Source organism: Pedobacter heparinus DSM 2366 (genome assembly GCF_000023825.1).
Classification (GTDB): domain Bacteria; phylum Bacteroidota; class Bacteroidia; order Sphingobacteriales; family Sphingobacteriaceae; genus Pedobacter; species Pedobacter heparinus.
This window is the reverse complement of sequence record NC_013061.1, coordinates 2023915-2049241: the sequence shown is the minus strand read 5'-3', so window position 1 is coordinate 2049241 and position 25327 is coordinate 2023915. Positions and strand designations below refer to the sequence as shown.

General features: G+C 41.8%; 29 protein-coding genes. 10 read left to right on the top strand and 19 right to left on the bottom strand.

The window, feature by feature from the left end:
- Positions 1–10: 10 nt before the first annotated feature.
- Together PHEP_RS08680 and PHEP_RS08675 are read right to left on the bottom strand one after the other, a co-directional pair.
- Entirely contained in the window at positions 11–253 is a 243-nt protein-coding gene (locus tag PHEP_RS08680) for a hypothetical protein (RefSeq protein WP_015807559.1), read from the bottom strand.
- Between the two features lie 84 nt (positions 254–337).
- Positions 338–565 carry a hypothetical protein gene (locus tag PHEP_RS08675; protein WP_015807558.1) on the bottom strand — a complete coding sequence of 76 codons (228 nt, stop codon included), beginning with the start codon at positions 563–565 and terminating at the stop codon, positions 338–340.
- Positions 566–813: 248 nt separating this feature from the next.
- Here PHEP_RS08675 and PHEP_RS08670 point away from each other — a divergent pair, with 248 nt between their 5' ends.
- Positions 814–1005, top strand: coding sequence for a cold-shock protein (locus tag PHEP_RS08670; protein ID WP_015807557.1), 192 nt, complete (start codon positions 814–816; stop codon positions 1003–1005).
- A gap of 130 nt (positions 1006–1135) precedes the next feature.
- Here the strand turns inward: PHEP_RS08670 and PHEP_RS21575 are convergent, their stop codons facing one another.
- The 4 genes from PHEP_RS21575 to PHEP_RS08650 are packed head-to-tail and all read right to left on the bottom strand — an operon-like array spanning position 1136 to position 3600.
- On the bottom strand, positions 1136–1936 hold the full coding sequence (locus PHEP_RS21575; protein WP_015807556.1) for an inorganic diphosphatase: 801 nt from the start codon (positions 1934–1936) through the stop codon (positions 1136–1138).
- A gap of 27 nt (positions 1937–1963) precedes the next feature.
- Positions 1964–2158 (bottom strand): hypothetical protein, encoded by a 195-nt coding sequence (locus tag PHEP_RS08660; protein ID WP_015807555.1) that lies wholly within the window; start codon positions 2156–2158, stop codon positions 1964–1966.
- 6 nt (positions 2159–2164) lie between these two features.
- Positions 2165–2965 carry a mechanosensitive ion channel family protein gene (locus PHEP_RS08655; protein WP_143715720.1) on the bottom strand — a complete coding sequence of 267 codons (801 nt, stop codon included), beginning with the start codon at positions 2963–2965 and terminating at the stop codon, positions 2165–2167.
- Positions 2966–2991: 26 nt separating this feature from the next.
- A complete protein-coding gene (locus tag PHEP_RS08650) occupies positions 2992–3600 on the bottom strand; it encodes a DUF4142 domain-containing protein (RefSeq protein WP_036673935.1) in 609 nt (202 codons plus the stop codon).
- A gap of 280 nt (positions 3601–3880) precedes the next feature.
- On the opposite strand from PHEP_RS08650, the gene PHEP_RS08645 reads away from it, so the two are divergent.
- The 5 genes from PHEP_RS08645 to PHEP_RS08625 all read left to right on the top strand — a co-directional run bounded on the left by PHEP_RS08645 (position 3881) and on the right by PHEP_RS08625 (position 6994).
- On the top strand, positions 3881–4435 hold the full coding sequence (locus tag PHEP_RS08645; RefSeq protein ID WP_015807552.1) for a YciE/YciF ferroxidase family protein: 555 nt from the start codon (positions 3881–3883) through the stop codon (positions 4433–4435).
- A 119-nt stretch (positions 4436–4554) separates the two neighbouring features.
- Positions 4555–4875 (top strand): hypothetical protein, encoded by a 321-nt coding sequence (locus tag PHEP_RS08640; protein ID WP_015807551.1) that lies wholly within the window; start codon positions 4555–4557, stop codon positions 4873–4875.
- A gap of 155 nt (positions 4876–5030) precedes the next feature.
- Complete coding sequence (locus tag PHEP_RS08635) at positions 5031–5789, top strand: SDR family oxidoreductase (RefSeq protein WP_036673930.1); 759 nt, start codon at positions 5031–5033, stop codon at positions 5787–5789.
- A gap of 2 nt (positions 5790–5791) precedes the next feature.
- Positions 5792–6463: a DUF6766 family protein gene (locus PHEP_RS08630; protein WP_015807549.1), complete on the top strand. Its 672-nt coding sequence runs from the start codon at positions 5792–5794 to the stop codon at positions 6461–6463.
- Between the two features lie 27 nt (positions 6464–6490).
- Entirely contained in the window at positions 6491–6994 is a 504-nt protein-coding gene (locus tag PHEP_RS08625; protein WP_036674367.1) for a CinA family protein, read from the top strand.
- Between the two features lie 63 nt (positions 6995–7057).
- On the opposite strand, the gene PHEP_RS08620 is transcribed toward PHEP_RS08625, so the two are convergent.
- The 4 genes from PHEP_RS08620 to PHEP_RS08605 all read right to left on the bottom strand — a co-directional run bounded on the left by PHEP_RS08620 (position 7058) and on the right by PHEP_RS08605 (position 9381).
- Positions 7058–8125, bottom strand: coding sequence for a glycoside hydrolase family 130 protein (locus tag PHEP_RS08620; protein ID WP_015807547.1), 1068 nt, complete (start codon positions 8123–8125; stop codon positions 7058–7060).
- Positions 8126–8451: 326 nt separating this feature from the next.
- Entirely contained in the window at positions 8452–8679 is a 228-nt protein-coding gene (locus PHEP_RS08615) for a hypothetical protein (RefSeq protein WP_036673928.1), read from the bottom strand.
- A gap of 187 nt (positions 8680–8866) precedes the next feature.
- Positions 8867–9178, bottom strand: a complete 312-nt coding sequence (locus tag PHEP_RS08610; protein WP_015807546.1) for a hypothetical protein — start codon at positions 9176–9178, stop codon at positions 8867–8869.
- An 11-nt stretch (positions 9179–9189) separates the two neighbouring features.
- On the bottom strand, positions 9190–9381 hold the full coding sequence (locus PHEP_RS08605; protein WP_015807545.1) for a DUF3606 domain-containing protein: 192 nt from the start codon (positions 9379–9381) through the stop codon (positions 9190–9192).
- Between the two features lie 336 nt (positions 9382–9717).
- On the opposite strand from PHEP_RS08605, the gene PHEP_RS22180 reads away from it, so the two are divergent.
- Positions 9718–9891, top strand: a complete 174-nt coding sequence (locus PHEP_RS22180) for a hypothetical protein (RefSeq protein ID WP_015807544.1) — start codon at positions 9718–9720, stop codon at positions 9889–9891.
- Between the two features lie 89 nt (positions 9892–9980).
- On the opposite strand, the gene PHEP_RS08600 is transcribed toward PHEP_RS22180, so the two are convergent.
- Both PHEP_RS08600 and PHEP_RS08595 read right to left on the bottom strand, forming a co-directional pair.
- Positions 9981–10313, bottom strand: a complete 333-nt coding sequence (locus tag PHEP_RS08600) for an ArsR/SmtB family transcription factor (RefSeq protein WP_015807543.1) — start codon at positions 10311–10313, stop codon at positions 9981–9983.
- Positions 10300–10740, bottom strand: coding sequence for an SRPBCC family protein (locus PHEP_RS08595; protein WP_015807542.1), 441 nt, complete (start codon positions 10738–10740; stop codon positions 10300–10302). The genes PHEP_RS08600 and PHEP_RS08595 overlap by 14 nt, the downstream gene beginning before the upstream one ends.
- Before the next feature lie 153 nt (positions 10741–10893).
- Between PHEP_RS08595 and PHEP_RS08590 the strand changes: the two genes are divergently transcribed.
- Positions 10894–11877, top strand: a complete 984-nt coding sequence (locus tag PHEP_RS08590) for a PAS domain-containing protein (RefSeq protein WP_015807541.1) — start codon at positions 10894–10896, stop codon at positions 11875–11877.
- Between the two features lie 77 nt (positions 11878–11954).
- On the opposite strand, the gene PHEP_RS08585 is transcribed toward PHEP_RS08590, so the two are convergent.
- Together PHEP_RS08585 and PHEP_RS08580 are read right to left on the bottom strand one after the other, a co-directional pair.
- Positions 11955–12134, bottom strand: coding sequence for a hypothetical protein (locus PHEP_RS08585; protein WP_015807540.1), 180 nt, complete (start codon positions 12132–12134; stop codon positions 11955–11957).
- Positions 12135–12167: 33 nt separating this feature from the next.
- Complete coding sequence (locus PHEP_RS08580; protein ID WP_015807539.1) at positions 12168–14168, bottom strand: sensor histidine kinase; 2001 nt, start codon at positions 14166–14168, stop codon at positions 12168–12170.
- 132 nt (positions 14169–14300) lie between these two features.
- Between PHEP_RS08580 and PHEP_RS08575 the strand changes: the two genes are divergently transcribed.
- Positions 14301–14885, top strand: a complete 585-nt coding sequence (locus PHEP_RS08575) for a DUF4142 domain-containing protein (RefSeq protein ID WP_015807538.1) — start codon at positions 14301–14303, stop codon at positions 14883–14885.
- Positions 14886–14896: 11 nt separating this feature from the next.
- On the opposite strand, the gene ku is transcribed toward PHEP_RS08575, so the two are convergent.
- Positions 14897–15661, bottom strand: coding sequence for a non-homologous end joining protein Ku (gene ku / locus PHEP_RS08570; RefSeq protein ID WP_015807537.1), 765 nt, complete (start codon positions 15659–15661; stop codon positions 14897–14899).
- Positions 15662–15790: 129 nt separating this feature from the next.
- Between ku and PHEP_RS08565 the strand changes: the two genes are divergently transcribed.
- A complete protein-coding gene (locus PHEP_RS08565; protein WP_015807536.1) occupies positions 15791–16489 on the top strand; it encodes an ElyC/SanA/YdcF family protein in 699 nt (232 codons plus the stop codon).
- A gap of 37 nt (positions 16490–16526) precedes the next feature.
- On the opposite strand, the gene PHEP_RS08560 is transcribed toward PHEP_RS08565, so the two are convergent.
- The 4 genes from PHEP_RS08560 to PHEP_RS08545 all read right to left on the bottom strand — a co-directional run bounded on the left by PHEP_RS08560 (position 16527) and on the right by PHEP_RS08545 (position 25322).
- A complete protein-coding gene (locus PHEP_RS08560) occupies positions 16527–18083 on the bottom strand; it encodes a glycoside hydrolase family 28 protein (RefSeq protein ID WP_015807535.1) in 1557 nt (518 codons plus the stop codon).
- A gap of 35 nt (positions 18084–18118) precedes the next feature.
- The gene (locus tag PHEP_RS08555) at positions 18119–19828 is read right to left on the bottom strand and encodes a RagB/SusD family nutrient uptake outer membrane protein (protein ID WP_049772309.1); all 1710 of its coding nucleotides are present in this window, start codon (positions 19826–19828) and stop codon (positions 18119–18121) included.
- A gap of 16 nt (positions 19829–19844) precedes the next feature.
- Positions 19845–22973, bottom strand: coding sequence for a SusC/RagA family TonB-linked outer membrane protein (locus PHEP_RS08550; RefSeq protein ID WP_015807533.1), 3129 nt, complete (start codon positions 22971–22973; stop codon positions 19845–19847).
- Between the two features lie 96 nt (positions 22974–23069).
- Positions 23070–25322: a glycosyl hydrolase family 95 catalytic domain-containing protein gene (locus PHEP_RS08545; protein ID WP_015807532.1), complete on the bottom strand. Its 2253-nt coding sequence runs from the start codon at positions 25320–25322 to the stop codon at positions 23070–23072.
- Positions 25323–25327 lie beyond the last annotated feature (5 nt).

The window sequence follows — 25327 nt, the reverse complement described above, 5'->3', positions numbered from 1 at the left end:
ATCAAAATCATCATTCATCTTCCCCATGCAAGCGCCTGAACCTTTCTTCAAGTGCTGATTTCCAGGACTGGATCGCAGCATCCGGCGTATCACCACTTCCAAAAATCCCCGTCTCCTGATCAGGACCGGAAAGACAACAAAAACCATCATCTTGTTGGTATACCTTCGGTTTTAACTTTTGTACAGCCTCATCATACTGGCTATAGTCCACTTCTATTTGACCCTGAACGTCAATTGAATTATTTTCCTTCATTTTTATTCACTTAAATTATCAGTAGATAAATAACATAGAATACATTTCGAAAGGCTCCCAATCTTCTGCTATATTTCGCATACCCTAATCCCCCCTATCGTCAAAATCTTCCGAAGAACTGCCCGTATGACTCTGGTCATCTCCTGGATTTTCCTCCGGTTTCTTTGAAGAACCTGTAAACGCATCATCAGTCAGGGAGTCATACCCTTGCGTTCCTGTGTTGTCTAAACCATCCCTGGGACTTACCGGGGTTGATGGTGTAATTTGTTTCTTAGCCATGTCATCAGCTGATTCTTCACCTATGCTTTTCATAATGTACTTTTAGTTTAAAACAAAAATTTAAGGCTGTCCGCTGCCACCCGCTGCACCATAGATCTGACCTGTGGAATAGAACCCAGTTCAGCCGGGAACATTGTTAGTTAGCGTAATTTCAACACACTGAAATACAAATTGTTTAATAAAAATTATTTTAATATTTTATTAAACAAAAACTCAAACCCGACTGTTATCATCTCCGCAAACCAAAGTTTGCCGAACACCTAATTTTTAATAACAACAACATGCCAGAAGGAACAGTAAAATTTTTTAATGAGTCAAAAGGATTTGGCTTCATTATACCCAGCAACGGAGATCCGGAATTATTTGTGCACGCCAGCGCGCTCAGTGCCCCGGTAAGGGAAAACGACCGGGTCAGTTATGAGGTGGAAAACGGCAAGAAGGGCCTCAACGCCACTAAAGTAAAAAAGATCTGATCCTGGTTTCAGTTAATAACAGCTTCTACAGTGATGTTTTTTTTGCTCTCAACAATAGTGCTGGGTGCAGTGGTCACAGGCCTAGCCTTGAGGTTGATGAAAAAAACCTGGTGCCAAATGCAACGCAACTTTACCGGAGTTCTATTTTAGAACACCTGATGATGAGTGAATCCTGTTTAAAGATTTTCAATAACCGTAACTTCAACTTATCCCAGAATCCGGCATCTATTTCAGTGCACATCACTTCGAACACCAAAAGCTCATCTTGCTCAGCTCTGCCCTCATCAGGTTTCCAGAAACCCTTCACCGGGTTCCTGGAATATTCAGTTACGCCTCCAAACTTAGTTGTCAGCTCCTCACGAATCCCATCATACACTTGTTTAGGAAATACCTCGCCATTGCCATCCCGTAAAGGCAGGAAAATTTCCACCAGCCGGTCCATGGGTAAATCCTTCCGGCTTTTTTCAATGAGCTGAAAAGCTTTCGCAGCACTTAACTTTTCCAGCACACTAAATTTCTTACCGGCCTGCTCATTGTAACTGGTAAAGAAAGCGATAGCCTGATCTACGATTGTTTTGGAAAGATCTTTCAGTGCAGTTACCTCGGCATAACGCTGCGAAACTTCAGGGATAGCGATCAACCTGTCGTTTCGCATGCGTTCACCATTACGTTCTTGCTGTACAACCTTAAACGCACCTATGATCCTGCAATCCATCACGCAACCCGAAAAAGCCGAAACCTCAGAAACTACCAGCACATCCAGCGGATCACCATCACCACCAACCGTTCCAGGAATAAAGCCGAAATCAAAAGGAAATACCAGACCCAGCGGCATCACCTTTTTCAGCTTCATCTTTCCCGTCTGCGGATCGTAGTCATACTTCTGGCCGCTGCCCTTGGGTGTTTCAATGATTACAGTTACTGTATCCATATCCCATTATTATTGATGATTAATCGTTTATGAAGCATTTTGCTGAACAGACTTATGACTGGTTTCCACTTCAATTTCCTTAGTTGTCACCGCATAATGCGAAGGGAGAATCTCTGAGCCTGGCAACACTTTAAAGGTTACCTTATGCTCGCTAAATCCTGTAAAGGTTTCCTTTACCACTTTCCATATCCCCTTAAATGTAATTTTCTCTCGCTTCATCATTTAATATTACTTTGAATCCATTCCCGGTAGCTTAATACCCGAAGATTTCAGATTTTCCAATAAATTTTCCTGAAAGATGAGCCTGGCATCGTGAAAGCCATGGGAATTCAGCCAGACATTGATCATCACCTTGTAACCATCCGTTTCCAATAAAGATACACCCACCCTTTTCTCCGGGGTTTTCAAAACTGATTTTGATTCTGTGATGGTTTCATCGATCACCTGTCTAACCTTGGACAGGTCAATCCCGTAATTCAATTTTAGTTCCAGATCCAGTCTCCTGCTGCCAATCGCACTGATGTTAATGATGACTTCGTTAGAGAGTTTACTATTGGGGATAATCACCGTTCTATTGTCAAAAGTAGTCACCACAGTAAAGAAGAGTTGTATAGAAGATACCGTACCCTCCTGCCCCTGGGCTATTATATTATCCGAAACGCGGAATGGCTTTAATAACAAGATCAATACACCGCTGGCGAAATTCTGCATTGTACCAGACAGTGCCAGGCCGGCAGCAACACCAATCGCACCGACCAGGGCAGCAAAAATGGTCAGCTGAATGCCCATAATCTGCATCACTAAAAAAATCAGCAGTATCCTAAGCACCACAACGGCCACGCTCAGAAAAAAAGGTTTCAATGAACTGTTGATTTTTTTATGCTGCATCCTGTTTCGCATCCAGCGTGCAAATATCCTGATCAGCCACAGACCAATGATCAAGACAGCAATCCCCAGCAAAACGACTGGGCCTTTTAACAGTACCCAGTCATAAAACTTATCGTAAAAGTGCTCAACCTTCTTATTCATCAATTCATTAATTTGCATCGTCAATTTTATTTCAGCGATGCATTTATTTCCTTAGCCATTTGATGGTGTTTTTCCAAAACCGGAAGTGTAGCTGCAGCAAAATCTTTAATCTCACCTCTTAAGCTGCTTGCAGATCTGAACAGATCGAGGGTTTTGACATGATCATTTACCATCATATCCATGTAATGCTTGTCAAATTCTTTCCCACTTAACTTCTTCATCGCATCCATATGCGCTTTCACATCCGCCGGATAAGCCGAAGGCAACAAATGCTCCAGCTTCGCCGCAACCGCTTTCAGATCCGTATTGGCCTTGGTATGATCAGCAACCATTTGCGCAGCAAATTTCTTAACCTCTGCATTGGAAGACTTTTCAAGTGCCAGTTTACCCAGATCTACCTCCATCATACCGCCCACAGCAGCCGTATCCATAAAAGCCGCTCCGTCGCCATCCACCTTGCTCATATGGGTCACATCATTTGTCGCATCTGAACTGTCGGCCCTGCGCAAAGAATCGCTGCCAACCGGGGCGCTGTCCAATTGGGCATTACCACTTCTGTCTGTATTCTGACAAGCTGCTAATCCGGCAAAAACCACCAGGATTGCAGAAAATTTTAAGAAACTTTTAGTTTTCATAGTGTTGAAGATTAGATAAATAATAGATAAAGGCATTAACCCCTGTGGGATCAAAAAAGTTTTAAATCTCTTTCAAAAGAGCCACAAAAAAATCAAAACAAACGCTAACCTCCAATGTTAAACAGATACAGTTACATTACATTTCAGCTATAGTTCTCAGCGAAAATTATCCTTTTTAAAAAAGTTCAAACAAATTTTTAGACTGTTGGTTATTTCCCCGCAGTTGATTGTAATACAACATTGAATTCAAGAACATTAATCTAACGAAAAACTAAAAATTATGGCAACTACAACAAAAACAGGCGCAAAGACCGCCACAAAATCAAAAACAGGGAAAATGGAAAATTCAGAATTCCATGAATTCTTCGTGGACGAACTGAAAGACATCTACTGGGCGGAAAAACACCTTTCTAAAGCCCTCCCTAAAATGAAAAAAGCAGCAACCAGTCCGGAACTGGCAGCCGCATTTGAAAAACATACTGAAGAAACCAATAACCACATCGCGACCCTCGAACAAGTATTCCAGTTGCTGGATGAGAAAGCCCAGGCAAAAAAATGCGATGCCATGGAAGGCCTGTTAAAAGAAGCCGAAAGCATCATTGAAGATACCGATGCGGATACCATGATCCGTGACGCCGGGCTTATTCTTGCCGCCCAAAAAGTAGAGCATTACGAAATCGCAACCTATGGCACACTGGTAGTTTTTGCCCAAAACATGGGACATACCGATGTGGCCGAGCTCCTGCAATTTACCCTGGACAACGAAAAAGCGACGGACGTTGCCCTTACCGAAATTGCAGTCAGCTCAATCAACGAGCAGGCGGCAGCAGAATAAAGAAGAATAAACCTCCTACCCCCTTAGCCACGCTAAGGGGGATATTCCCATCATCCCTAACAATATATTTTCCTTACTGTCAATACAGCCATTGTTATACGTTTCTAAAATCTACAATTATGGAAAATCAAGATCACTTACCAGAAGAAGAAGTTATAAACCCTGAACAGTTCCAGGTCGGCCGAAACCCCGTGGAACAAGAAGAAACTAACCAGGACGGCAGCGCCGATAATGAACAAGCTGGTTACACCCCCGGAGAAACAGAATTTGCAGACGGAGAAGGAACTCGTCTTGAACAGGAAAGTGAAGAACTGGAAATCGACCAGGAAACTAACGATTTGGATGACCTGGATATCGATCCTGAGAACGACCCGGATTCAAGCTCCTCAAGCGAAGAAGAAGACGCAGATTTTGAAAACCCGGACGACGATCCGGCATAATAAAATCAAAACTGTTTACCTGCATGACTTCGGGTAAACAGTTCTTTCCACCATCATCAGCTTATACTGATCTATATCTTACTGGGAAAATGCAACAACAATACGCAGACTACCCGACTTCAGGATTTAACACGTTCCTAATCAACACAAAAGCTATGGATTCATTAACCACATACCTTCCTAGATCAGTTAAAGGAAAAAGAGTACTCATCACCGGTGGAACAACCGGCATCGGGCGCGCAACAGCAATCCTGCTCGCTTCACAAGGCGCCAGGATAATGACTTTTGGCCGTAACCAACAGCCCCTTGATGAAACAATGGAAGCCATCAGAAGGCTCGATCAAGAAACAGAATGCTTAGGTATGATTGCCGATATCGCTGATCAAAAAGACATTAGCAGGATATTTGAAATGGTAGACAGCCAGTTCAAAGGCCTGGATATATTGATCAATAACGCTGCATTATCCTATGAAAGCATCATGGAAGGAACATACATGGACTGGCAATACATCGTCAACACCAACTTGCTGGGTTATATGGCCTGCTGTAATGAAGCTGTAAAACGCATGAAAGAAAACACTTCCAGCCACATTGTCAACATTGGATCCATCAGTGCCGATGAACGTGGCAAAGACAGTTCTGTATACGTAGCTACCAAAGCCGGGATCCAGGGTTTCAACGAAGCGCTCAGAAAAGAAGTGAATGAACTAGGCATCAAGGTGAGCCTCATCGAACCCGGACTGGTCGGATCGGACATGATTGAAGAAGATTCAGATGAACAACGTAAAAAAATAGCAGCTATGGAAATGCTCAAGGCTGAAGACATTGCGATGAGTGTATTGTATTGCCTTTCTCAGCCGCAAAGATGTGACGTCATTACCTTACAGATCAGACCTCACCTGCAAATTATCTAACCATGAAACCAGGATCAAAAAAACACAGCTATTTTTACAGAAACGGACTTACCATCGTATTCCTGACTCTGTTTATCGCAACCCTGGCCGCACAGGCACTTACCGGCTGGAAAAAACACAATCAGGATCTGAAGGAAGACCATGCGGCAGAAATCGGTTTGACAACTTATTTACAAAGCGGGCATTTCATTTCCGCCACCTTCGAAAACTTTGAAAGCGAATTCCTGCAAATGGCCTTATACGTTTTACTGACCGTATCATTGCGCCAGATTGGTTCAGCAGAATCGAAAAGCCTGGACAAGCCCGAAGAGGTAGACCGTGAACCAAAGCCATCAAAAGATGCACCCTGGGCAGTACGAAAAGGCGGATGGATCTTAAAGCTATACAGCAATTCGCTTTCCATTTGTTTCGCGATCCTTTTCCTGGCGAGCTGGGCCACGCACCTTTATGGAAGCTGGCAGAATCACAACGTCGAACAACTGGCAAAGCACCTTCCAAAAGAAAGCGTAACCGCCTACCTGGGACAGGCAGAGTTCTGGTTTGAAACCTTCCAAAACTGGCAAAGCGAGTTTCTTTCAGTCGCTTCTATTGTTTTCCTGACCATCTATCTGAGACAAAAAGGATCTCCCGAATCCAAACCCGTGGATGCCCCGGATCTGGAAACCGGGAAGTAGCCACATCTATTAATTAACATGAAATCCATGAAAAAATACATAGATGACGCAGATTTAAAACGATGCGGTAAATTACTGATCCAGCATCAACTGACCATCGCCTTCGCTGAAAGCGCGACCGCGGGCCGCATCAGCGCTGAATTCGCCATGGTACCTGATGCCGGTAAATTTCTAAAAGGCGGCATCGTCTGTTACGATGCGGATTTAAAATGCAGTTTGCTTAAAGTCCCTAAAAAACAGCTCAAAGAATTTACCCCTGAATCCGAAACTGTCACCCGCTCGATCACCCAAGGAATTCAAAAATTAATTCCAGCCGACATTCACATTGGCTGCACAGGACTCACTGCGCCGGGCGGAAGCGAAACCCCATGGAAACCCGTAGGAACTATGTTCCTTCATGGAATCCAAGGGCAACAGCAAATTCTTGACGAAAGAATCGTCTTCCAGGGAAATCCAGACGAGATTATATCACAAACGATCACCTTTCTGGCCAGGCAGCTGCATCAATACCTAAAGGCAAAAAATAAGTAATTAAGCCTCAATTTTATATTCAACGGTTATTTGGACAACATCTTTTATTTTACCGCATCCGGATCAAACGCCCGGGAACACACCAAAGCCCAGAGACCCCAGGATTTCATTGATCGAAAAATGGGCGCCGCAAACAAACTCATCAGCAGCACCATAATAAATGGTTAGCCGGTCACCTTCCACTACATGACCATTAGTGAACACCACAAATCCGAAAAACCCGCTGAGTTCATATTTCTCTGTAGGTACCATGATTGGTTCAATACTTCTGGCCAGTACAATGGAAGGATCGTGCAGATCCAGCAACAGTGCGCCAAGGCAATACCGGTGTTCAGCATCGGCTCCATGGTAAATTTCCAGCCAGCCATGTTCAGTTTTGATGGGTGCAGCACCGGCTCCGACCCTTGCACTGTCCCACATACCCGGCCTGGATTTGATGATACATTGATGATTGCCCCAGTGCAGGCCATCCGGAGATTCCGCCAGCCAGATGTAATTGCCCCCGATGTCCTTACTGCTGGGCCTGTGTAAAGCGTAAAACTTTCCGTTGATCTTTTCCTCGAAAAGAGCCACATCCTTATTGTGCGGAGGTAAAATCATTCCTTTACGCTCAAAATGTTTCCAATCTGTAGTGATCTGCATGCCTACTCCTACTCCGTTATCAGATACAGCGGTATAGGTGAGGTAATATTTTCCATCCAGAAGGACGACACGACAATCTTCAATACTAAATCTTTCCAGCTTACCCTGTCCGAAAATACCCGGGTAACCTGCTTCTTCCTGAAAGTGAACACCATCTTCACTGCTCAGCAACCTGAGGTGAGAAACGGTGGTCAGGTAATCCAGGCCCTGGTAATTGAACACCCGTGGATCAGATGCGATCAGATCAGGATCATTTAAGGGCACCTCGATGATTTCCAGTATGCCTTCATCATTCAGCAAGGGGATAAAGGCCCAACCTTCTACCTGTTTTACACTTTCTGCTACGCGAACCAGCAACCATGTTTTTCCTTCAAACCTGAATACCCCAGGATTCAGCAGGCAAATGATCTGCAACCCTGAGGCACTCGGACTGAGATCTTTGGGTAGCAGCAGGGGATTTTCAGGAAAACGTTGGGCAAGATCTTTCATAATCAAAAACAGATAACAGTATATCCGGGTTAGACATTAACCACCGCCATGAGGAAAATGTTTCAAACTAACTTTCCTTTCTACATTTGAAAGACTGATTCCATCCCTGAAAGAGAGTTCCATGCCGATTACGCCAGTTTTTTAAAATCGTAGATCTACAGGAAAAGACACGCATCCACCACGAGTTGAATGCTTCAGTAAACGCAGGTACTGAGCAATCTGCTAAGCAACGCCATCAAATACTCACCCAGTGTCGGCTACATCTTCATCAAATGCGAATCATTGGGTATCGGATTATACCTGGCCTTTAAATGAAAGCTTATCAATTAAAACACTGGTGGAATCTTCCGAGTAGTGTCCATCATTTTGCGTTTGACTGAGTCCTTTTTAGTACTGTCTTTCCAAGGATGTTTCATTTTAGGCATTTTTGACTTTACGGGATGTTTTTTTGAACTATCCTGACGTTTTTTTGTGGTATCCTGCGGAGGAACTTGCCAACCGAATGCTGACCAGCAAAACATAGCCAGCAATAATGTGATCATAATCTTTTTCATAACATTAGATTTTAAGTTTGTTACCAGTATAAAAACAACAAACAGACTTAATTGGTTTAGTGTTTATAAAAAAAATATAACATAATACACCTATTTTCAAGTAGTTAAAAAAAACAAAACGTACTAATACGAGACAAGAAAGCAACCGATGTATCTCGGATCATGTTATGGATTGATCACAGGAAACTCAGTGGTCTCTATCTAGTGCGTCCAGGCTTTTAAGATCTTCTGTGGTTACATCAGATGCTCCGGCATCTAAATCCGGGTTAGCATTTACCGGATCAAATCCGCCTGAACCAACATGATCTGCTTTAGGCATTTGCTTTATATTACCCTGCTCATCTCCCTGATTATATTCTTCCGGGTCAGGAGTAATCCCTTTATCAGGATCAAGTTCAAAAGAAGCAGCACTCGCTCTTTCAGCCTGATCAAAATCTTCCTTCTGATGAGGTTCCTGCCCTGACAGCAAAGAACCTGTGTTTTTCTTTTCCTCACTCATATCCGGTCTAACTATTTTTTACTTTTACTTTGCTTATTTTTCAGATAGGCTTCTATGTCCTTGCGGTCACTGGAACCAGTAGCTCGTTTAGCCCCGGTTATCGCCTGACTGCTTACGCCCAGCTTATCTGCCAGATACTTCACTTCGTAGGGTTGGGAAGAGTTCACCTGACTCCGTTCCACTTTTGCACCTTTTTTTGCCATCGTTTTTCTGTTTAAGGTTGAATACTATTGTTTAAACTTTAGTTCGCCAAATTGTACGCTCCATATCGGTAGGATGATACTTTTTTGAGCCTTCAATATGCGCTGATATAATTTTTTTAGTTTTTGCCCATGTGGCTTCTTCTGCTTAACCGGGCTAAGGGTTTTCTCTTTCATGATGCCAGCTCCTTTCTATTTATTTGTATTACAATTGCCATGCAAGATTGTTCTATAAAAATCGAAGCACTGCTGAAACAACAGCAGATTTGAACGCTGAAGTTTTCAACAAAGCATGGATTTAAGATTTAATTTGATTAACTTGATGAAAATCGAAAGCCCATGAAGATTACCCCTGACTCATTAAAAGCACACGATTACACCCGTAAGATACTTGCCCTTTCCCGTAAAGGCGCTGCCCTGAAAAAGAAATCACGGGAACTAAATGAAGCACTCAATGCAACGCTAAGAAAGTGCGCCGAACTATTCCAGCCAAAAAAGGATAAAGAACAATAAACGCTTTTATCTATAATTGCGCGGTAGCTTTACACTTGTGTCCCAATGGTATCAGCCCAACAGATGGCAAACGAGCAGGCGCTTAGGTTTTATAAATCTCCCTCTTTGTGACCTGCATCCATTAGGCTTTCGAGTTTAGTCAGTTTCTGTTTCCAAAAGTTATCATAATATTCCAGCCAGTCCCGGAGTTCAGTAAATCCCTGCTGGCTGAGCATACAAAAACGCTCCCTCCCACTATCTTCAATTGTCAAAAACCCGGCATGCTCCAAAATTTTGATATGCTTGGAAATCGCAGGTCTGCTGATCTCGAACTTTCCTGCTATGGCATTGATGCTCATACTACCTTCTGTCAACATATGCAGGATCTCCCGCCTGCTCCCATCTGCAATTACCTGAAAAGCGTCTAAATTAGGATGTTGCATATTCTTCCTCCATTCTTTTTGCCAGGCGTTTAGCAATTTTCAGCCAGCCTTTGCCCATCACCAGGTACGGCAAATAATTCCTCAGACCTTTGAAACCAGCATGTAGCAAAGTTAGTTCAGTACCGCCATCCCTGGGCTCCAGCGTCCAGGTCACCATCGAATCCAGTTTGACATCTTCTCCAGCACCTCCCCGCCAGGAATACTTTAACATCTTCTCCGGCTCAAAATCAATGAGCTGGCAGTAAATCCTGCCATCGAAACTGAAACGGCGGATCGGCTTAGCCCCGAAAACAAATTTATGCCCAATCTCCAGTTTAAAATCTGTAGGCAACAACCATTGTGCGAGCAGTTCAGAATCGGTCAGGTATTGCCAAACAACCGCAGGCGGGTGATTAAAGAACCATTTGTGTTTGATGTGATTTTCCATAATGCGTAATTTTGAAGTTACACAAATGTAATAAGTAATTTTGAAGTTACATAATTCAAACGTATTAAAAAATTCAGAAATGTTCCAAATGATTAAACTTCCGTTTTTAATTATAATTTTTACTACATTGATTTATCTTTTTAGCATACAATCATGATCAATCTCCCTGTTAATGCAAATCCGAACGATGCAGAATCGGCCAGTTTTAAACGAATTTTTGAGGAGAACCCCGCGCCAATGTACATCTTTGATTTACATACTCATGAATTTCTTGCAGTAAACGCAGCAGCTCTAGATCAATACGGATACCAAAAAGAAGAATTCCTATCCATGAGTGCCTTGCAAATCAGGTCAGCACAAGAGGTTGAGCGGTTCAAAAAAGCTATCCTGGAAGTAAGGGCTGCTTATTCCGACTATGGAGTGTGGAAACACATCCGTAAAAATGGCGAAGAGTTCTTCGTTCATATTTATGCACACTGCAATATTTTCCAGAACAGAGTGGCCAGGGTAGTCATGGCAATTGACATCGATCAAAAAGTTAAGGCAGAAAATGCGCTAAAAGAAAAAAACGAAGAGATTGCCGATATTCTGGAAAGCATCACCGATGGCTTTTATGCGATGAACGAAAACTGGGAAGTTACCTACATCAATAAAGAGGCAGAACGGATCCTGAACTGTAAAAGAACCGATCTGTTAGGAAAAAACCTCTGGGAATTTTTTCCCGGATCAAAAGAAGGACGGTTTTATCAGGAATACAAACGTGCGCTAGAGGAAAAAATAAGTGTACATTTTGAAGAATGCTATGCACCTCTTGGCGTTTGGGGATCGATGCATGTATATCCCAAAAAAGACGGCCTGGCCATTTATTTTGTTGACATTACTGAGCAAAAGAAAAATCAGATTGAGCAATCCAGGTACATGAACATGATTGAAAAACAAAACGAACAACTAAAAAAGATATCATGGATACAATCGCACGAGTTGAGGTCCCCGCTTTCCAACATACTGGGCCTTTTAGAGCTGGTCAATGAAAACTCATGCAATGCCGATGTAATAGAAAAATTAAAAAAAGCGGCGAAAAGCCTGGATGATGTAGTACGGAACATAACAGAACACGCACAGAAAACCATAAATTAATCAAAGAAGATTAAATTTAAAGACAGAAAAAAAAGCACAATCAATTGAAAATAAACAAATTATAGTCTGATTTTATTCTATTTGCCACCTTGCTGTTCGCTGCTCAATACCTTGGTCGTAGCTTGTTCGTAAAAAGTACCCTTTTTATGGGCCAGGTGTGCGCAAGCTTCGAACAAAGTACGTCCAGGTACGAAAGTAGGGTCTGATTTGAGGTTTTTACCCACAATCACACCTTCCTGCTTACCTTTAATGATCATCTGGTAAAATTCATACCACAAGCCTTGTACAGACTACATGGCTATGGGAAGGCTAAAAGAAAATGATACCTGATCAGAACGGAGCTCTACAATAAGTTCTCCACCGTTTTGCTGAATGTATTCCCTACATAAATGCAGGCCTAGCCCAACACCTTTTTCATTGGCCGTACCATACGCTGGATTATGTATCTTACCTGAACTAAAGGTATCCTGATTGATGGCAACCGCCCCGGAAACAGGGTTAGTGACAATGATATGGGCATGTGTGGCGTCCTTTTTCAGCGAGATGGTTATGTTTTGCTGAAAGGGTGTAAACTTGATTGCATTGTCGATCAGGTTACGCATAACCAGCTGAATCTGGTTTTCATCGGCATAAACTTCTATGTGCTGATCTGCAAGAAATGCAATTCCGATTGATTTTCTCGTTATAAGTGGCTGATATACCAATAGCAAATTGCTTATCATTTCCTTCAGATCAAGATTTGAAGGAAATGCAGTTACCCCCTCCATTTGGCTTTTTGCCCAGTAAAGGAGGTTATTTAGCGTATTGTGAATGGTATCAATGCTTTTTCTGCTTTCGTTCAGTAACATTTTAAGGTCTTCAAACGTAAGCAGGTTCATATCTTTGAGCGAGAAAATACTCAAAAGACTGTTAAAAGGACTGCGCAGATCATGCGCTATGATAGAGAAAAGTTTATTTTTTACGGCATTGGTTTCTTCCAGGGTCTCTATGGTTTCATTGAGTTTTAGTGTCCGCTCTTTTAACATTTTAACACTCTCGTTCAGTTTTAGCGTCCTGCCCTGTACCAGTTTCTCCAGTCTTTCTTTTTGCGTAGTAATCAACCTTATATTCTGTTTTCTGATGGTATTGAACCGGTCGCCCAGCGCAAAAGACAGCAGCAGCAGTTCAATGGTAGTACCGGCGGGGACAATGTAAAAGGTATAATCATGGTAAGCAAATACACCTGATAAAGTAAGTGTAACAAATAAAATTGGAATGCAGACAAAAGCCCAGGCCAGTATATAATATAAGGCTGCTTTATGGCCGGTACGGTAGGACAAGAAGCCATTTATCCATAAAAAAACGCTGGATAACATCAACAGATAATTTACAATGCCTGATATGGCACTTTTATAGCCTAATATACTAAGTACAAGAATAACCAACCAGCAAAAGATCAAAACATTATATATACGGATCACACCGGGGATCCTTTTTTTCAACTCCAGATAATTGATAGAGAACAAGGCAGAGGCCAGACAGGATACGCTGAGAAAGATATGTGGATAAAGATTGATAAAAGCACGAAAGTTAGTTCCGAAAACATATCCATACCCCCTGATATAGAAGATCAGATAAATAAACAGGGATCCGACATAGATGCTGTAAATAAAATAAATATGGTCTTTAAAACTCAGATAAAGAAAAAGGTTAAAAAAGAACAAGATGATGAGTGCACCGATATACATGGCCTCAAAGCGCGTTTTAAGCGCCGATTCAGCAATCAGGGTTTCTGCTGTAACAAGTTTAACCGGCAACAGCAGGATATTATTTGTTTTTACCCGGATATAAACGGTTTGAATGCCGGGGTGGATGTCATCGGCACCTCCCAAATCAAAAATGTAATTGTTTGAGGCCACTACCCTTTTCATTTTAACAGAGAGGCTTCCCGTATGCAGGTGTAACTGATGGCCACCTGGCAAATCAGCATACAGATCAATAGATTCCACATTTGGGACATCTATTACTAAAAATGCCTTTCCATCACTTTTATTGAAGTAATTGAGTTTCATCCAAAAAGCTGACCGGCGATTGCCAAAGGCCAAAATCTCAGCATCCGATTTTAAAAATCTACCCCCTTTATCCAATGCTTTTACAGCAGCAAGATTTAACCCGCCTGTTTTATCCTCCAGATAGCTGACAGACCTGCCAATATTAGAATAGGGTGAACTGTCATTGAGATTGATCAATGGCTGAGCATAGCCCCCACTAAACGAGGCCAGATAAACTAGCAAAATCAGAGCGTAGCGCATAAATTTGGTTAATGCCCAAAGTTAATATTAAGCAGTGGAAATAAAGCATATGCAGACGATTTACTTTAACCAATTTAAACAATTTTTCATTTCAATTGTAATATATGCAACTAACCTTTAATACTTTACATCATGAAAGCAATAAATTTACCGGCTATAATAGCAATTAGTTTTTGTGTGCTGCAGGCATGTCAAAACGCCAATAAAAGCACCAGGGAAATACAATCAGAAGTAATTGATTCGTCAATGGAAGCCCATACCATTACAGATACCACGGCTTTAAACCGGGGCGCAGGTATTGCTGATTTTCTAAACGAAGCTGCCCTTGGGGGTATGGAAGAAATAGAACTCGGAAAAATAGCCATCGAGAAATCAGCGAATCCCGGTATTAAGGATTTTGCCAGACAAATGGTAAAGGACCATACTAAAATTGCTGAAAGACTTAAAGTATTGGCTGAGGGTAAAAAAATGACTTTACCTGCAGCGCTCCCTAAGACCGATCTGGATCACATTGCTGAGATGAAAAACATGCAGGCAAATGAGTTTGATAAGCATTATATGGGCATGATGGTAAAAGACCATGTCAAAACACTGGACCTGTTTAAATCTGCTACAACTTCAGGTGATACGCCATTGCAGAATTTTGCGATCAGTACCTTGCGTACCCTTGAATCTCATTATAAAATGGCCACCAGCTTAAATGACAAGCTGAAATAAAAGCATAGGGCTTAAGCTCTTTTGCTTAAGCTCTCCATAAGTTGGTCATACAAATCATCACTTGCCGCTTTTTTAGTTTTGATCTTTTTAACAGTTGCCCTTTTGCCCTGGGCTTTTGATTTTATGATCTTTAACAGTTCTTTAGAATAATCGTTTTTAAAAGCACTAATGTCAAATTCAGTAGTATATTGTTTGATCAGGGCAAGCCCAACCTGTAGTTCTTTTGGGTTGATGGTAACGGTATCCTTCAACTGCAGTTCTTTGGGATCGCGTATTTCTTCCTGAAAACGAATTTTAGTGATTACGATGATTCCGTTAAGCGGATGAATAACACATAAATTTTCTGTGTTCCTCAACACAAAACGTGCTACGCCTGCTTTTTTAGATTTTTCTAAAGCCTTAAGTAATAAAGCATAGGCTTTTTTACCCTGACTTTCTGGCTGGGTATAATAAGACGTTTCGTAATAAACCGGATTGATCTCTGTTATATCTACAAAATTTTCAATCTCGATCACTTTGGTCTTTTCTGGTTTTACCTCTTCAAAGTCGTGCTCATCCAGCACGATATAACGGTCTTTCAAAAAATAACCTTTAACAATTTTGTCATAAGGGACTTCTTTCTGAGTCTTCTCGTTTATCCGTTTAAATTTAATGTTACTGTGGTCCCTTTCATCAAGCATATCCAGATCAAGCTGACTATTTTGCACCCCTGAAAATAATTTTACCGGGATATTGACCAGACCGAAGCCAATTGATCCTTTCCATATCGATCTCATCTGTATTTATTTATGTCGCTAACTGTTATTTGCTATAAAACAAGCGGCAGGTCAAAAGGTTCAAAAAATATTTTTCCAAAACTGTAGCATATCCGCCACCTGTAACGTCTAAATAAAAATTGATTGTGTATGGAGTCAAAAGAACTAGTCAGAGAAATTGTAAAAGTAGCAAAAAGTCCGGATATGGATAAAGAATTGATTGAGGCATTAACCAGTCTATGCTTTCAGGAAGAAAGCCTGGTTCCATCTGATGTACTTTTTGTTTTTGGCTCCAACGTTCAGCACCGGGAAATTGCTGATATCATTAGCTATATGCTAAATGCGGAACTGGTAAACCAGGTGGTAATTACAGGCGGTGTGGCCAATTATAATGGTTCCTTTTATAAAAAAGAAGCTGAATCAGCCCAGATCAAATCCTACATTCCGATTGAAAAATATCCAGATAAACAAATCTATACAGAAAATAAATCAAAAAACATCATAGAGAACATCGTTGAGGCACAAAAAGTATATTCTTTCAAAAATATCCGGAGTATGACTTTTTTAGCGCATTCTTATGCCACTACGAGAGCTGCCTTATCCTTAAAAAGATTTTTCCCCTCAGTAATGCTGCATTGTATTCCGCTACCGCTTCCTACCGATTATTTAAAATACCCGATCAGCAGGCAAATGTGGTGGAGGACGGCGTATGGCCGCGGGCTGGTATGGGGAGAATATTTAAGGTTACAGACCTACGGACAAAGAGGAGATTTTCCTATAGCCGAAATAGAAGCATCCCTGGCCTATATAAAGCGCATTGCTGAACAAAAATCTTTATCAGTAGCCTGACAATAGAGCGATCCATATCAGGCTACTGATAAAGTGGTTAATTGGTGGTACCCGAAATTTTGTTGTCCTTAAGGCTGACGTTTTTGCTATTTCCTTCAACCAGCACAAATTTTTTGGCAGTAACCTTACCAGAAATGTTTTTTACGATTGCATTTTGAACATTTTCCAGTCTGATGATCGATTCAGCACCAGAAGTTTCAGGAAGCTTCCATTCGGACACTTCAATGTCTATACCATCCTCACACACCAATGCTGGTCTAAGATCATTGTGATCAAGATTAAATTTCACATTTTTAAGCTTCAATCCTTTTACATGCCTTGCCCAAACACCATATGCAGGCACACGAGGGCCAAAGGTCTTCACTTCGGGATACTGGTCAATAGCTTCTGGTACAGCCTGACGGGCATGTTCTGCCAAACCTCCACCGGCCAGACTGATCTCAATATTCTCCAATGTTAAACCAGTGATGTAGTGACCGGGAACCCCTGTGATTAAAATACCGGATGGCGGCATTAACTGGGCATTTGCAGCAGCATTGGCCTTAACATTTCTGATCACTACATTTTCAAATGTACCTGTAGGTTGTTTAGTGTCACTTGTTTTGCGAAAAACACTTAACCTGGATCCCAGACGAAACAGCATAGGTGTCCTCACATCTTCCATCGTAATGTCTGAGATCTCTACATTGCGTAGATTTGCACCATCTACGGTAAGCAACTTAATTCCCCCGTTCCTGGTTTCATAAATATGGCATTTAGAAATTTTAATGTTCTCGAAAGCAGCCATAGATTCTGTTCCCATTTTTATCCCGGCCTGACTGCTTTTCAGGCGCAATCCGCTTACCTCTATATTTCTGCAGGCCATTTTACTGGAGGTAGTTTTAAATACCAGTGCGTCATCTCCGCTCACCACATCACAGTTTTTGATCACTACATCCTGACAGCCGTCAATGCCTATCCCATCATTATGTGCTACCCCAACGCTCATGATCTTTACATTTTCTATGTGTAGGTTTTTACTCTGGAAATAGTGCGATGTCCAGGCACCTGCATATTTAAGTGTAACGCCATTCACAGTCACCCCGTCACATCGTACAATGCGTACCAAAAATGGCCTTAGCCCCCAGCGTTGTCCTTCCGGTCGGGTATCTGTTAAAATGTGCTTTTCCTTTATAGCAGATCCCTGCCCGTCTATAGTTCCCTCGCCTTCCAGTCCTATATTCCTGGCATCAACAGCAACCAGTAAAGCCCAGCCCACATCAATGCCCAGTCCTTCAGTAAAGGGGTCAAGGTTTCTGTAATCCTTCAGATCAGTACTGCCCAGCAACACTGCATTTCTTTCAAAATGAATGGTAATGTTATCTTTAAGTACGATGGTGCCTGAAAGGAACCTTCCTTCAGGAAAGATCACTTTACCCCCACCGGATTGATAACAGGCATCAATAGCTTTTTGTATCGCTTCCGTATTGAGTGTAGTGCCATCGCCAATAGCCCCATATTTCAAAATGTTAAAATCAGCAGCCTTTACAAAATTTGTAAAAGCTGCAATCATGAATAAACTAACCAGTAATTTCAATTTAACCGTTCGGATCATTATATTTTTTAGTTATTATAAGTTACAAAATTGCGCTAAAACCAACCCTCATTTTGAGGATATTTAGGTCCTGTGGTAACCCCGTCAATCTGTTTTTGAGGTATTGGCCTTAAAACATGGAAAGGCTTAATATTGGCTGCTGCCTCAGGATTGTAATTTTTAGTTTTTACCCGATCAATCAATTTATTGGTCCGCACCAGGTCCCACCACCTTACATTTTCACCACACAGCTCCCTTGTGCGTTCATCCAGGATAAAATCAAGTGAAGGAATGGTAGTCACGTTCATTACTGCCGGATTGGCGTTAGGATAGGCGGCCCTTCTCCTTACAAAATTGATGTTATCAAGGGCATCTGTCATGGTAGCTCCACCCATAAATGCAGCCTCTGCAGCAATTAAATAAGTTTCTGCCAGGCGGTATACGATCACCGGTCTGATAGAAGGATAATTTAAATCAGCACGTTTGGTATCGTTATACTTTTTCATATAGGGCGACAAGGTGATGTCATATTTACGTGGAGGGATCAGCAGATACCTGGTAGCAGCAATTTTAGCATCACTTACATCAAAACCCGGCATAAATATAGCTGTATCGCCAACAGTGAATTTGACTTGCCCAACGGCAGCATTAGCTGGAGCTCCCGGTGGTATTGGTGCTTCCCATTTAGGAAGAGAAGAGGCATTGTTACTGATCCAGGTAGTTAAAAAGGTTTTGTTGTAACGGGTGTCATTTACCCTTTCCTGGAAAGCCACATTGGTTAGCCATGCAGTAGGCACGCAACGGATATATGGACGACCATAAGTTACGGAACGCTGCATACCAGGGCGCAGTTCGTACTGCGGCACCCACATGTGGTTCAATACATTATCAGCCCCTCCACTGTTATTTGGACCATTATAAGCCAGGTTAGAGGTATGCTGAACATTCCAGATCACTTCATTGCTGTTTTCATTTCCTTCTGCAAACACATCACCAAAATCCTGCAGCAATGACAGTCCGCTGGTTGTAATTACGGTTTTGGCCATATTGTAAGCATCTATATAATCATTTGCTTTTTTTGCCGAAGATCCTGCCCGGGTTAAATATACTTTGGCCAGCAAATGTTGTGCAGCTGCTTTTGTAGCTACCCCGGGTAGTGCCCCTGATGATTTTGGATTGGCATAAAAACTTGGGGTAGCAATGGCATCCTGTAGGTCTTTCACAATAAAATCATATACTTCTGCCATTGGCGTGCGCGTTGCCGACGTGATGGGCGTGCTCTGGAAAGTCTTGTTTAAGGTAACATCACCCCAAAATTGTACCAGGATAAAATAGTAATTGGCCCGAAGGAATTTAGTTTCGGCCACAATCCTGCTTTTAAGGTTATCATCCAATCCGGTAACTGCAGCAGAATTATCAATTACACCATTACAAGTATTAATGTTCATATAACAGTCTTTCCAGATGGCCTCTACGGTTCCATTAGCCGTATCGTAATTGCTATTGTATTTGTTGATGTTGTTGTTTCCATCCTTTCCGGTATAGAATTCATCTGTGCCTATTACTGTCATCGTAAAAAGGTTTTGATTTCCCCAGAAGGAGCGGGTTCCTGCATAAGCAGCTTCAAGTCCTTTTTGAAAACCCTGAGCGGTGGAAAAAAATTCAGGAGTTAAATCAGAATGTGGTTCTTCCACCAGTGTTTTTTTACAACCTGCGGCCAGTGCTAAATATAAGCAGGCTGTAAAGCATATAACTATCTTTTTCATAATCTTAATCATTGAATTATAAACTCATATTTAAACCAAAAGTCATAGAATAGCTTGCTGGTGTATCTACACCTACAGAACTTCTGTTGTTACTTCCGCTGATCGCTTCGGGATCTATACCCTTATATATATTTCTGTACTTGGAGAAAAGAATAAATGCGTCGTTTACAGAAGCGTATACCCTCAATGACCTTCCCCCTATCTTAGCGGCGAGCGGTGCAGGTAAATTATAGCCCAATGCCAGGCTCCTGATTTTCACAAATGTACCATCAAAATAACCCAAGGTAGAATTGTTAGGAGTATTGGTTGATGCGGCATTTGGCTTAGGCCAATAGTTCTCATGGTTTGTTGGTGTCCAGTAATTTACATCAAGATTGTTATAGTTTCCCTGAAAGGTATTGGCAAATCCGCTATTGTGCACGCTACTGATAATGGTACTTCCAAACCTTCCAAAGGTTACAACAGTAAAATCAAGATTTTTATAGGCAAAACGGTGGGTCATGCCTCCAGACCATTTGGGCTGGCTCGATCCTATAAATATCCGGTCATCTGCTGTGATCTTACCATCCCCGTTTGTATCCGCCAGCCTGATGTTCCCGATTACAGAACCCGTACCCGTAGTTACTGTAAGCCCTAATCTTTTAGCTTCGGCTGTATCGGCAGGCGTATTTTGCCATATGCCCACCCTGTTATAATCATAAATGGTTCCGATAGGCTGACCTACAAACCTGTTATTCGTAATGTCGTTAATTACGCCTTCCTGTAACTGTGTAATTTTACCTCTGTTGATGGAAACATTGATGTCGGTACTCCAGCTGAATTTCTTCTTACCATCACCATCAATGTTTACGGTACTCACCTGAAATTCCAGACCCCTGTTTTCAGATTTACCAACATTGGTTAAAACTGCATTTGGAATTCCGGAGGTGAAAGGAAGGTTTTGTGGCAGCAATAATTTATCAGTATAAACGTGGTAAGCTTCTATTGAACCGGTAATTCTGTTCTTTAAAAAACCAAAGTCAACAGCAACGTTTGCCGTAGTACTGTTTTCCCAGGTCAATGCCGGATTTGGTACATTGGAAAGATATAAACCGGTAGTTGTTTTGTCACCAAAATTATAATTGACCCCTGTAAGCGCACCTAATGTTGCATAGGCATCTATTGAGGTATTACCTACCATTCCGTATGAGCCCCTGAGTTTTAAATTTGAAATTGAGCCTACACTTTTAATAAAATCTTCCTGGATCAGGTTCCAGGCTACGGCCGCAGAAGGGAATACTTTATATTTACCTCCTGGTGCCAGACGGGAAGAACCATCAGAACGCATGGTAAGCGTTAACAGATACTTATCCTTGAAACCGTAATTAAGCCTGCCCATATAGGATATCAGTGACCATTTACTATAATCTCCTGATCCTACCAGATTGGAGCCCAGCTGAGGGTTGTAGTACCATACGTTATCTGCAATCAGGTTGTTGTTGTTAAAGGAATTTGACTGACTCTGAGCTTCCTGTAAAGAAAACAATCCTGTGAAGTTTATTTTATGATGATCAGCAATTACCTTATCGTAGGTAAGTAGATTTTCCAGTGTATAATCCGTTCTGAAACCAGTACGGTTGCTGGAAGTGGATAAACCACCCAGATTATTTGAAGTTGCGCTTGCATAAAAATTTCCGTAAACATCTGATTTGATTTCTGCACCTCCGTTAAAGCGATATTTTAAACCAGGGGCCAAAGTAGCTTCCAGGTATAAGGTGGTAAATGTTCCAAAACGTTTTCTGTTTTCTATTTTAGCGCCTTCTACAAAATCACCTAATGGATTCCAAACCTGGTTTGCACTGCCGGGCACAAAGCCCCATAATTTACCAGTTTCATCATAAGGAGTAGCAAGCGGACTGGCTCGAAGCACTTGCCCCATGGGGTTGGCACCCTCACCTTTGGTGTAGCTGAAATTGTTTATGCTGTTCAACCCTACCCGAACATATTTACCCAATTGTTGCTCTATGCTTATTTTAGCTGTAAAACGCTCAAAAGACTGGCCCGGATAAATTCCGGTTTCGTTATGATAGCCTCCGGACAGGGCATACTGCGTTTTTTCTGATCCACCTGACACACCGATCTGATGGTTTGTAGTGATGCCATTTTTATAGATCAGGTCCTGCCAGTCGGTACTTCTGCCCATTTTGATAGACTCAAGCTCCTGAGGGGCAAAAATACCATCAGTCATAATCCGGGGGTCATCTACACCTGTGTATTTTGGGGCCCCGCTTACAAAATTTCCATTTACTACAGCCCATTTCTTTAACATCTCAAATTGTTTACCATCCATCACATCAATTTTACCCAGGTTTTTGGTCACTCCGGCATAACCGCTATAAGTAACTACAGCTTCGCCAATTTTCCCACGCTTGGTAGTCACCAGGATAACACCATTTGCACCTCTGGACCCATAAATAGCTGTAGAGGAAGCATCTTTAAGCACTTCGACAGATACCACATCATCAGGGTTCAGGTCATTGATATTCCCATTATAAGGAATACCATCAACAACAAATAGCGGATCATTAGTTGCTCCCAGTGATCTGGCACCCCTAATCCTGATGACAGGCGAAGCACCAGGCTTACTGTTACCACCGCTTTTTTGAATGTCTATACCGGCACCTCTTCCCTGAAGGGCCTGAGACAGATTTGCAACAGGCACATCTTTAAGTGCCTGTTCGCTGATGGAGACTATAGAACCTGTAATATCAGATTTCTTTTGTGTTCCATAACCAACAACGATCACCTCTGATAAAGTTTTATTTTCTGCGACAAGCGTTACATTTATTGTAGTTCTGTTTTGAACCGCAACTTCCTGGGTAACATACCCAATTGAAGAGAAAACCAAGGTACCTGTACCATCGGGTATTGTTAAACTGTAATTTCCATTTGCGTTGGTTGAAGTAGAGGTGTTTGTTCCTTTTAACTTTACGATCACACTTGGCAATGGGCCTTCAGCATCAGAAACTTTTCCTGATACGGTTACTTTTTTAGTAGAATAATTTTCATTACTGATTGTGTTACCCCTCGAATATGAATCCACCACACAACAACACAATAAAAAAACTACAATACACCAACGAAGAGTAGAAGTTTGATTAATCATAATTTATGGCTGTTTAGTTAATATTTGATTAGCCTAATTTAATCAAACAGCCATCCCCATTTGTCTCTTACATTAGCATTGTAATCATTGGGATTGTCATTTCAAACCCCAGTAATTCTGTCCATCTGATTTTACTGGTTCAAGTATAAAATCCAAAGGTTTTTGGCCACTATACAATATGATTTCCTCACCTGCTTTCAGATCCAGTTTAAGCACCCCATCTTGCTGTGGACTAATCTTAAACTCCCGTTTTCCGATAGCTTTAATATTGCTTTTCCAGCCGGTTTTAATTAAACATAGAGAACCAGCCATACTTTTAACTTTAATGAACCGGGTAATTCCATTTTTACGGCTTGCGCTAATTAAAAATGCACCTTTAGCACTCAGGTCATTAAAGGATACATCGCGCCAGGCATCCGGTACTGCCGGAAACACGCTGATAGTTCCATTCCAGCTTTGTAACAGCATCTCATTCATGGTAGTAACCGCAGAAAGTGGCGTTTCAATTACCGGTCCCGCTTCCAGGTACATAGTATTTGGTTTAATGCTGAATTTCCCCTTCATCATTTCATTCAGTAACTGATGGGTTTTGTTTCCGTTACCCATCATTGCATAAATAGAACCTGAACCAGTATAGGAATAACCCCTCCAGGCTGCATTATTATTTTCCCATTGTTTTAATGACCTTTGGATCAATTCACGGTTCTCCTGTTGGTCCCAGTTCACCTCGTATATCGGATACACCTGTAACAGGTGCGAATAATGACGGTGAGAAATGGAAAAATCGGCATCTCTGCCTATACGGTATCCCAACTTATCTTGTGGGTAAGGTGTTAAATTATTTACTGCATCCTGCCATCTGACGGCGAGCGGGTCTTTTAAGCCCAATACTTTATGGATATGCAAGAGGGTATTCAGGCCCCATCTGAACAGAGAAAGGTCGTAATTTGCATCACGGGTAACTCCCTTGGGATATTCGGGTGAATAAGTATAGGGCAGATGATACTTGCCATCGCTCTGCTTTTCCATAATATTTAAATAGTAATTAATAGCTTTGGTCAATACCGGATACAAGCTTTTAATGAGCCGCTTATCCATAGTATGTTCATAAGCCTGGTAATATACATGCAACAGCCAGGTCAGATTACCCAGTTCCATTGATGCAGCACTGGCACTGGTGCTGTCATTTCCCTTTAACACTTTGATACCAGAGGTCATGGTATAAGGCCCTGATCTACCCAAAGCTGCTGAATTGTACTGGTAAGGTTGAGGTGCATTTTTAGCAAGATTACCAATATTATCGTCAATCATTTTCAGCAATGGTTTAACCAATTCCTGATGATTGGAACTAAAGAAAGGGTAATAAGTAAGCTGAATGTTTAAGTTCCACCAGTATTTTGGCCAGGGTGTAGCTTTATACCATGGCCCCATCAGGTCAATTGGATATGCCCCTATCCTGGTTGCCGAAGCCATTTTATATTGTTGTATCCACCAAAAACTTTCCAGCCTGGCATCGGGAACGGAAATAAAACTTTTCTGATAAAACTTAAGCCAATGTGCACGATGCGCCGCAGTAATTTCAGAAATAGATGAAGCATTTATGGTAATCAGCTCTTTTTTTGCTAGTTCCATAGAGTTATCATTTGGATAAGTGCTGGAAACAGTAATGAGCAATGAACCTATATTTCCGGTTTTAATTTCTTTCCAGGCAGTAGTATATCCACCTCCGGCCCTTAATGGCTGATGGTTGAAGCTGATGTCTTTTTCTTTAACTATAACCCCAGGAGGATTTGATGGATACTTTGAAGCACTATCCCTTCCTAAAGAGAGGTAAGGGCTTAAAGCAGGCTCTGGTTTCCATCGCCAGTTTACCAGTTTTTCGTTATGTATTGTCTGCGTATTCAGAATAACGACATCTTTTGTAGCGGCAACCACTGCGTTCAAATTAATTATTCCCTTATCCGTTGTAATTGTTCCCGCCAGTTCAGCCTTAAGCAGATCCAGGCGTAACCTGATGTTTTTTATCGTTCCCTTAACTTCCATCAAAAACCGCCCTATAGGTAATCTGGCGCGGCCAATAGAGGGATTTATGCCCTCTACATGGTCAACTACATCCGTACGGCCAAGGTCAAAACGCAGGGTATTGGGATTTTCACGGTACACCATTATGCCCAGCAGACCATTGCCTAAAAAAGCACCTTCCTCCCATTTGGTGGATAAGGAGTCAAAGACCAGGTCATTTCTGGACAAAAATCTCTCCCAATTTATCTTTTCCTGAATTTGTGCGGTTGCCGGACTTAAAAAACCCACCAGCAACAATAAAGAAAATACGACAGACTTGTTCATCATCAAAG

Bases quoted from the DNA above. Each gene is read 5' to 3' on its own strand.
- PHEP_RS08680 (WP_015807559.1), bottom strand. From the start codon at position 253: ATGAAGGAAAATAATTCAATTGACGTTCAGGGTCAAATAGAAGTGGAC.
- PHEP_RS08675 (WP_015807558.1), bottom strand. From the start codon at position 565: ATGAAAAGCATAGGTGAAGAATCAGCTGATGACATGGCTAAGAAACAA.
- PHEP_RS08670 (WP_015807557.1), top strand. From the start codon at position 814: ATGCCAGAAGGAACAGTAAAATTTTTTAATGAGTCAAAAGGATTTGGC.
- PHEP_RS21575 (WP_015807556.1), bottom strand. From the start codon at position 1,936: ATGGATACAGTAACTGTAATCATTGAAACACCCAAGGGCAGCGGCCAG.
- PHEP_RS08660 (WP_015807555.1), bottom strand. From the start codon at position 2,158: ATGATGAAGCGAGAGAAAATTACATTTAAGGGGATATGGAAAGTGGTA.
- PHEP_RS08655 (WP_143715720.1), bottom strand. From the start codon at position 2,965: ATGAATAAGAAGGTTGAGCACTTTTACGATAAGTTTTATGACTGGGTA.
- PHEP_RS08650 (WP_036673935.1), bottom strand. From the start codon at position 3,600: ATGAAAACTAAAAGTTTCTTAAAATTTTCTGCAATCCTGGTGGTTTTT.
- PHEP_RS08645 (WP_015807552.1), top strand. From the start codon at position 3,881: ATGGCAACTACAACAAAAACAGGCGCAAAGACCGCCACAAAATCAAAA.
- PHEP_RS08640 (WP_015807551.1), top strand. From the start codon at position 4,555: ATGGAAAATCAAGATCACTTACCAGAAGAAGAAGTTATAAACCCTGAA.
- PHEP_RS08635 (WP_036673930.1), top strand. From the start codon at position 5,031: ATGGATTCATTAACCACATACCTTCCTAGATCAGTTAAAGGAAAAAGA.
- PHEP_RS08630 (WP_015807549.1), top strand. From the start codon at position 5,792: ATGAAACCAGGATCAAAAAAACACAGCTATTTTTACAGAAACGGACTT.
- PHEP_RS08625 (WP_036674367.1), top strand. From the start codon at position 6,491: ATGAAAAAATACATAGATGACGCAGATTTAAAACGATGCGGTAAATTA.
- PHEP_RS08620 (WP_015807547.1), bottom strand. From the start codon at position 8,125: ATGAAAGATCTTGCCCAACGTTTTCCTGAAAATCCCCTGCTGCTACCC.
- PHEP_RS08615 (WP_036673928.1), bottom strand. From the start codon at position 8,679: ATGAAAAAGATTATGATCACATTATTGCTGGCTATGTTTTGCTGGTCA.
- PHEP_RS08610 (WP_015807546.1), bottom strand. From the start codon at position 9,178: ATGAGTGAGGAAAAGAAAAACACAGGTTCTTTGCTGTCAGGGCAGGAA.
- PHEP_RS08605 (WP_015807545.1), bottom strand. From the start codon at position 9,381: ATGGCAAAAAAAGGTGCAAAAGTGGAACGGAGTCAGGTGAACTCTTCC.
- PHEP_RS22180 (WP_015807544.1), top strand. From the start codon at position 9,718: ATGAAGATTACCCCTGACTCATTAAAAGCACACGATTACACCCGTAAG.
- PHEP_RS08600 (WP_015807543.1), bottom strand. From the start codon at position 10,313: ATGCAACATCCTAATTTAGACGCTTTTCAGGTAATTGCAGATGGGAGC.
- PHEP_RS08595 (WP_015807542.1), bottom strand. From the start codon at position 10,740: ATGGAAAATCACATCAAACACAAATGGTTCTTTAATCACCCGCCTGCG.
- PHEP_RS08590 (WP_015807541.1), top strand. From the start codon at position 10,894: ATGATCAATCTCCCTGTTAATGCAAATCCGAACGATGCAGAATCGGCC.
- PHEP_RS08585 (WP_015807540.1), bottom strand. From the start codon at position 12,134: ATGATCATTAAAGGTAAGCAGGAAGGTGTGATTGTGGGTAAAAACCTC.
- PHEP_RS08580 (WP_015807539.1), bottom strand. From the start codon at position 14,168: ATGCGCTACGCTCTGATTTTGCTAGTTTATCTGGCCTCGTTTAGTGGG.
- PHEP_RS08575 (WP_015807538.1), top strand. From the start codon at position 14,301: ATGAAAGCAATAAATTTACCGGCTATAATAGCAATTAGTTTTTGTGTG.
- ku (WP_015807537.1), bottom strand. From the start codon at position 15,661: ATGAGATCGATATGGAAAGGATCAATTGGCTTCGGTCTGGTCAATATC.
- PHEP_RS08565 (WP_015807536.1), top strand. From the start codon at position 15,791: ATGGAGTCAAAAGAACTAGTCAGAGAAATTGTAAAAGTAGCAAAAAGT.
- PHEP_RS08560 (WP_015807535.1), bottom strand. From the start codon at position 18,083: ATGATCCGAACGGTTAAATTGAAATTACTGGTTAGTTTATTCATGATT.
- PHEP_RS08555 (WP_049772309.1), bottom strand. From the start codon at position 19,828: ATGAAAAAGATAGTTATATGCTTTACAGCCTGCTTATATTTAGCACTG.
- PHEP_RS08550 (WP_015807533.1), bottom strand. From the start codon at position 22,973: ATGATTAATCAAACTTCTACTCTTCGTTGGTGTATTGTAGTTTTTTTA.
- PHEP_RS08545 (WP_015807532.1), bottom strand. From the start codon at position 25,322: ATGATGAACAAGTCTGTCGTATTTTCTTTATTGTTGCTGGTGGGTTTT.